This is a genomic window from Halococcus sp. AFM35, from assembly GCF_051195015.1.
In the GTDB taxonomy this organism is placed as follows: Archaea; Halobacteriota; Halobacteria; order Halobacteriales; family Halococcaceae; genus Halococcus.
In genome coordinates this window covers 1-6,322 of the sequence record NZ_JBNTJU010000064.1, presented here as the reverse complement: position 1 = coordinate 6,322, position 6,322 = coordinate 1, and the positions used below count along the sequence as shown (strand labels likewise).

The window sequence follows — 6,322 nt, the reverse complement described above, 5'->3', positions numbered from 1 at the left end:
CAGGTCACTGATTCATCCGCTTCATTCCTACAACGTATCAGCTATTGGGCTGTTGAGCCAAAGTGGACAACTAGCGAGAATCATCCGTATGACGACGACAATCACAGTCGAGGGAATGAGCTGCGACCACTGTGAACAGACCATCGAGGAGGCTCTCCAGGGTGTCTCCGGAGTCTCGAATGTCCGCGCGGATCGCGACTCAGAGCGCGCCACAATCGAGGGTACTTCTGATAACGACGCCCTCGTCCGGGCGGTCGAGGACGCGGGCTACGACGCCTCGGTGTAATCCACACGCAGATGAGACGTCCGAAAGGACAATATAGTGTAGAGAACACACTACCATACATAACACCATGACGTACACGCTGACCACGACCACCGACGAACCGTTCGACGAGGCAGTGACCGCCACGACCGATGCCCTCGAAGAGGAGGGATTCGGCGTCCTCTGTGACATCGATGTCCGCGAGACGCTCAAACAGAAACTCGACGTCGACACCCGACAGTACCGCATCCTCGGGGCGTGTAACCCCCAACTCGCCCACGAGGGTCTCGACGAGGAACCCGAACTCGGTACACTTCTACCCTGTAACGTCATCGTCTACGAATCCGACGATAGCGTGACCGTGAGCGCGGTCGACCCCGGACAGCTGGTCGGCATGACCGGCAACCCCGCGCTCGATTCCATCGCCGAGGAGGTCCACGAGCGATTCGAGCGCGTTCTCGAAACCGTTGGCGAGGGGGCGTGAGGATGGCGGAGACCCGAACGGACCTTTCGACGATTCTGCTGATCGGTCTCGGGATACTGATTCTGATCCCGTTGCTCATGATGGGGTTCGCAATGCCGATGATGGGCGGGATGTACGGCTACGGCGGGCAGGGGACGTTCGGACTCGTCGGGTTGCTCGTCCCGCTCGCCGTGCTCCTCGTGGTTCTCGGGGCCGGCTACCTCCTCGTCCGTCGCGTGACCGACAGTGCCGACTCGCGTGATGCTGCGCTGGAGGAACTCCGCAGCGCCTACGCGCGCGGCGACCTCTCCGACGAGGAGTTCGAGACCCGTCGGCGGAAGCTCCAAAACGAGTGAGCCATCACATGAAAGCGAATCTTTCCCGACGAGAGCTGCTCGCAGCCGCCGGGAGCGCCTCCTTCGGCGTGCTTGCCGGCTGTTCGTCCTCGTCATCAAGCGCCGGCTCGTCCTCGGCAACCACCTCGGCAACATCGAACGCCGACCCATCCAGCACGACGGCCGCCCCGCAATCGTCGGCGGTCCCGAAAGACGCCGACCAGCGGCGGGCGCTCACCGCCACGACCGGCTCGATTTCGCCTGGCGGAACCGACCGCCCGAATCCAGCGTGGCTCTATGACGGGCGGATGCCCGGCCCCGAACTGCGGGTCGCCGAGGGCGACGTGCTTCGGGTCGATCTCGAAAACCGACTCCCCGACCCGACGACGATACACTGGCACGGGATTCCGCTCGCCAACCCGATGGACGGCGTGCCGAACGTCACACAAGCGCCCGTCAAACCTGACGGGACGTTTACTTATACGTTCGAGGCAGCCCCGGCTGGGACGTATTTCTATCACAGCCACGTTGGACTCCAGCTCGACCGCCATCTCATCGGCCCGCTCATCGTCGAAGAGGAATCGCCACACGTCGCGTTCGACCGCGATATCGTCGTACTGTTCAACGATTACCTACTGGGTGCCCCGCGGCCGGAATCCGAATGGAGCACAGGGGGCGGAGGCGGGATGGGCGGTGGCATGGGTGGCGGTGGAATGAGTGGTGGCGGGATGGGCCGAAATCAGATGGGCGGTGGGATGAGTGCGGCCTCGCGTCCGGACTACGCAGGACTGCTTGCGAACGGCCGTCTCCCTTCGAACCCGCCGGAATTCACCGTCGAGAAGGGCGAGCGACTCCGCGTTCGGTTCATCAACGCCAGCGGCGCAACGACCTTCGGTGTCGGCGTCGGCGGCCATCCACTGAACATCACCCACGCCGATGGCCGACCGGTCGAACCCGTGACGACCGACTCGTTCGACTTCGGTCCCGGCGAACGGTATGATGCGGTCGTCGAAGCGAACAACCCCGGAGTGTGGGCCATCGAGGCCCGGTCAGTCGACGGCGACGAGTCGTCGGCGAGCGCGACGCTACGATACGAGGGCGCTACTGGCGACCCGCGCGGGCCGTCGTTCGATGGCAGCCAACTCGAATACGGCGACCTGCGTGCGGTCGAATCCATCAAAGGACTACAGGGGTCACCGGACCGGACGTTCGACGTCACCCTCTCGGCGGGCCGCGATCCGGGAACGTGGCTCATCGACGGCCAGCGCTTTCCCGATGCGGACCCGCTACAGGTCAGCGCCGGCGAGCATGTCCGACTGCGGATGCGTAATCGAAGCCCGGTGGTCCACCCGATGCATCTTCATGGACACTTCTTCCGCGTCGGCGACGCGTTCAAAGACACGGTGATGGTGCCGGGCCATATGGGTCAAGTGACGATTGACTTCCGCGCGGACAACCCCGGCGACTGGCTCTTCCACTGCCACAATATCTATCACCTCGACGGCGGCATGGCACGTGTCATCGAATACGCCGACTGAGCACGAAACAGGACACCACACTACCTATGAGCGAACATTCAACATCTGACGAGACCGAACGAGCGCACGAAAACGGGACCACCGACACACCGCCGGCCCACCGGAGCGATAGCGGCAGTGACATCGCCCAGACCGATCATTCGGGCCACGAACAGATGTTCCGCCGGCGATTCTGGATATCGCTCGTTCTCTCGATTCCGGTCATCATCTTCAGCGAGTTCATTCAAGACGTTTTCAACTACACCGCACCGACGTTTCCCGGCAGCGAGTGGGTGACGCCGATTCTCGCGGTGGTCGTCTTCGCGTATGGCGGCGTGCCGTTCCTCTCGATGGCCCGCACGGAGGTCGAAAACCGCGAGCCGGGAATGATGATGCTCATCTCGCTGGCGATCACCGTCGCGTTCGTCTACTCGCTGGCGAGCCTCGCCCTGCCGGGAACGACGCCGTTCTTCTGGGAGTTGGTGACGCTGATCGACATCATGCTGTTGGGTCACTGGATGGAGATGCGCTCGGTCCGACAGGCCTCGGGTGCGCTCGACGAGCTCGCAAAGCTCATGCCCGACACCGCGGAACGGGTCACTGACAGCGGTGAGACCGAGGAAGTCCCGATTGATGAGTTGATCGAGGACGACGTCGTGCTCGTCCGTCCGGGTGCGAGCGTTCCTGCCGACGGCGAGGTAGTCGAGGGCGAATCGTCGGTCGACGAATCAATGATCACCGGCGAATCCCGCTCGGTCGACAAAGACCCTGGTAGCGAGGTCGTCGCCGGGACGGTCAACCAGGACGGCAGCCTCCGTGTGCGGGTGACCACGACGGGCGAGGAGACGACGCTAGCAGGTATCATGCGTCTCGTCGATGAAGCTCAGCAGTCGAAATCCAGAACACAGCTGCTCGCCGACCAGGCGGCGGGCTGGCTGTTCTATGTCGCGTTGGGTGTTGCGGCTCTCACGCTGGTCGGCTGGGTCATCGCAACCGGGTTCAATATCACTGTCCTCGAACGCGTGGTCACCGTCCTCGTCATCGCGTGTCCGCACGCGCTCGGGCTCGCAGTCCCACTCGTGGTTGCCATCAACACCTCGACCGCGGCGCAGAACGGGATGCTCATCCGAGATCGCATCGCCATGGAGGAAGCTCGCAACCTCGATACGGTGATGTTCGATAAGACGGGGACGCTCACGAAAGGTGAACAGGGCGTCGTCGGCATCGAAACGTCCGATGAGTGGAACGAAGAGCGGGCGTTCGGCGTGGCTGCGGCCGTCGAGGGCGACTCCGAGCACATGATCGCCCGTGCCATCCGGAACGCGGCCGACGAGCGCGACGTCGACCGTCCACGCGTCTCGGAGTTCGAGAACCTCCGTGGTCTCGGCGTCCGCGCTACCGTGGATGGGACGACTGTGCATCTCGGCGGTCCGAACCTCCTCAGAAAGTTCGACATTGAGCGGACCGAATCTATCACGTCGTTCGCCGAAGAGGCCGGCGCGAACGCACAGACGGTCATCTATCTCGTTCGTGAGGAAACCGACGTGGTCGCTGCGTTCGCGCTTGCGGACGTCATCCGCGAGGAGAGCCATCAAACGATCCGAGCGCTCCACGACATGGATATCGAGGTGGCAATGATTACCGGCGATTCCGAGGACGTCGCCGCCGCGGTTTCCGAAGAATTGGACCTCGACCAGTACTTCGCGGAGGTTCTCCCCGAGGAGAAGGACCAGATGGTCACGGAACTGCAAGAGGAGGGGAAGATGGTTGCAATGGTCGGCGATGGGGTCAACGATGCACCCGCGTTGACGCGGGCCGATGTCGGTATCGCCATCGGTTCGGGGACGGACGTCGCCATCGAATCGGGCGACATCATCCTCGTCGAGAACAACCCACTCGACGTGATGCGACTCGTCCGCCTCTCGAAGGCGAGCTACCGGAAGATGCAGGAGAACCTCGTGTGGGCGACCGGCTACAACGTCTTCGCGCTCCCGCTCGCCGCCGGGGTGCTCGCGCCAATCGGCATCCTGCTCTCGCCCGCGGTGGGCGCGGTGCTCATGTCGCTGTCGACGATCATCGTCGCCATCAACGCTCGACGACTCCGTGGAGTGGACCTCTCGTGAGCGGGCGTGGTCAGTCCATCTACGACTGGTGGAGTCGTCACGAAAGCCTGTTCAGCCGGCTGTACGATGTCGGTTTCCTCGGTCGTGAGACCGAATTCCGCGAGCGTGCGGTGGAATCACTCGATCTCAGTTCCGGCGAACGTGTACTAGAGCTTGGGTGTGGTCCGGGCAATTCCTTCGCCGCGCTTCGCACTCGTGTGGGGGAGTCAGGAGACGTAATCGGCCTGGATTACACCCACGGAATGGTGGAGCGCGCGGCCGAACGAGTTCGGAAGGCAGACTGGGAGAACGTCCATTCAATACGTGGTGATTCAGGTCGCCTCAGCGTCGGTGACGAGGCGTTCGACGCTGTCTATGCCTCGATGACGCTGAGTGCAATGGCGAATCCAGCGGGGGCACTCGATGCGGCGTATCGAGCACTCCGTCCCGGTGGTCGGATCGTCGTCCTCGATGCGCAGCCGTTTCAAGAGTTTCCGTGGACGCTCCTCAACCCGGTGATCGTTCCGCTCTCGAAATATGCGACGAATTGGTTTCCCGAGGAAAACATCCCCGCAGTACTCGACGCTCGATTCGTATCAACGACGGCAACTTCGTTCAACGGCGGAACGATTTTCATCGCCGCTGCACGAAAGCCGAGGCGGAAAGACGATATATAGTGAGATGAACCAGCCAATATCGGTGAACAACGACCTGATCGCAATTTTCCTATGAACCAGAGTGATGTTCGCACGCGGGCAGCGACGGGGTTCGCCACCGGTACGGCGCTCTCTGTGGGAGGACTTCTGTGTCTATCCTCGCTTCTGCGTGATGTTGGCCACGTGCATATCCTGTGGCCGACTGTCAGTGTTCTCGGAGCGGTTGCACTCACGGCCGTGGTCTGGATGGCTGTCCATCGCGCCTCGCCACCGGTGTCCAGACAGGCAGGCTGGATGGGTGTGTTCGTGGTATTCGGACAATCGATTGACGCGGTTTCGACGGCGGTCGGCGTCGACGTTCTCTCCGTAACCGAACAGGTACCGCTCTCCCGTGCTGTCTTGGAACTCGCCGCGACACTACCCACTGCGTCGATAATCGGCGTCGGGTGGCTTTTCGTCGTCCTCAAACTGAGTCTCGCAACGGGTTTGGTCTGGGTGGTCGCCACCGACAGCGACACGACATCACCCGGGACTCGACTTCTCTTTCTCGTAGCGGGGTTCGCCGGGCTGATTCCAGGGCTACGAAATCTCATACTCTACACGCTGGCATGATGGTGTGTTATTTCACCAGCGACAGACCACCCGATCTTGGAACTACGGGGAGGAGCCGCTCCCTCTCTCATATTTCCCAAAAGATACATGTTCTACCGTTCTGATCCACATCCATGAGACGACGTGCATTTCTCACTGGAGCCACGGCGGCTATGGTTTCTCTTGCAGGGTGTACTACTGATCAACTACTTGGATCGAATGATGACCCAACCGATAATCCAACAGGAACTGAAGACAAGAACCAACCGACTGAACAATCTTCAACGGTTATCTCAGACCCAGAGACAGTTTCAACTGCTGTGTTGAATAGGGGGACGGCGCGGTGATCACAGCTTCTCACAAACTTGTTCGATGTTCGAGATAGCGAACATC

7 protein-coding genes are annotated in these 6,322 nt (G+C 61.5%); all 7 read left to right on the top strand.

What is annotated here, in order from left to right; translation table 11 throughout:
* Window positions 1–88 precede the first annotated feature (88 nt).
* The 7 genes from ACQUQO_RS17835 to ACQUQO_RS17805 all read left to right on the top strand — a co-directional run bounded on the left by ACQUQO_RS17835 (window position 89) and on the right by ACQUQO_RS17805 (window position 5,950).
* Entirely contained in the window at window positions 89–286 is a 198-nt protein-coding gene (locus tag ACQUQO_RS17835) for a heavy-metal-associated domain-containing protein (RefSeq protein WP_435079944.1), read from the top strand.
* A 67-nt stretch (window positions 287–353) separates the two neighbouring features.
* Window positions 354–749 (top strand): DUF302 domain-containing protein, encoded by a 396-nt coding sequence (locus ACQUQO_RS17830; protein ID WP_435079942.1) that lies wholly within the window; start codon window positions 354–356, stop codon window positions 747–749.
* Between the two features lie 2 nt (window positions 750–751).
* The gene (locus ACQUQO_RS17825; protein ID WP_435079940.1) at window positions 752–1,084 is read left to right on the top strand and encodes an SHOCT domain-containing protein; all 333 of its coding nucleotides are present in this window, start codon (window positions 752–754) and stop codon (window positions 1,082–1,084) included.
* A gap of 8 nt (window positions 1,085–1,092) precedes the next feature.
* Complete coding sequence (locus ACQUQO_RS17820; RefSeq protein ID WP_435079938.1) at window positions 1,093–2,601, top strand: multicopper oxidase family protein; 1,509 nt, start codon at window positions 1,093–1,095, stop codon at window positions 2,599–2,601.
* A gap of 26 nt (window positions 2,602–2,627) precedes the next feature.
* Complete coding sequence (locus ACQUQO_RS17815) at window positions 2,628–4,703, top strand: copper-translocating P-type ATPase (RefSeq protein ID WP_435079936.1); 2,076 nt, start codon at window positions 2,628–2,630, stop codon at window positions 4,701–4,703.
* The gene (locus tag ACQUQO_RS17810; protein WP_435079934.1) at window positions 4,700–5,359 is read left to right on the top strand and encodes a class I SAM-dependent methyltransferase; all 660 of its coding nucleotides are present in this window, start codon (window positions 4,700–4,702) and stop codon (window positions 5,357–5,359) included. Before ACQUQO_RS17815 ends, ACQUQO_RS17810 begins: the two co-directional genes overlap by 4 nt.
* 51 nt (window positions 5,360–5,410) lie before the next feature.
* Window positions 5,411–5,950, top strand: a complete 540-nt coding sequence (locus ACQUQO_RS17805; protein ID WP_435079932.1) for a DUF63 family protein — start codon at window positions 5,411–5,413, stop codon at window positions 5,948–5,950.
* Window positions 5,951–6,322 lie beyond the last annotated feature (372 nt).

Bases quoted from the DNA above. Each gene is read 5' to 3' on its own strand.
- ACQUQO_RS17830 (WP_435079942.1), top strand. From the start codon at position 354: ATGACGTACACGCTGACCACGACCACCGACGAACCGTTCGACGAGGCA.
- ACQUQO_RS17820 (WP_435079938.1), top strand. From the start codon at position 1,093: ATGAAAGCGAATCTTTCCCGACGAGAGCTGCTCGCAGCCGCCGGGAGC.
- ACQUQO_RS17825 (WP_435079940.1), top strand. From the start codon at position 752: ATGGCGGAGACCCGAACGGACCTTTCGACGATTCTGCTGATCGGTCTC.
- ACQUQO_RS17805 (WP_435079932.1), top strand. From the start codon at position 5,411: ATGAACCAGAGTGATGTTCGCACGCGGGCAGCGACGGGGTTCGCCACC.
- ACQUQO_RS17835 (WP_435079944.1), top strand. From the start codon at position 89: ATGACGACGACAATCACAGTCGAGGGAATGAGCTGCGACCACTGTGAA.
- ACQUQO_RS17815 (WP_435079936.1), top strand. From the start codon at position 2,628: ATGAGCGAACATTCAACATCTGACGAGACCGAACGAGCGCACGAAAAC.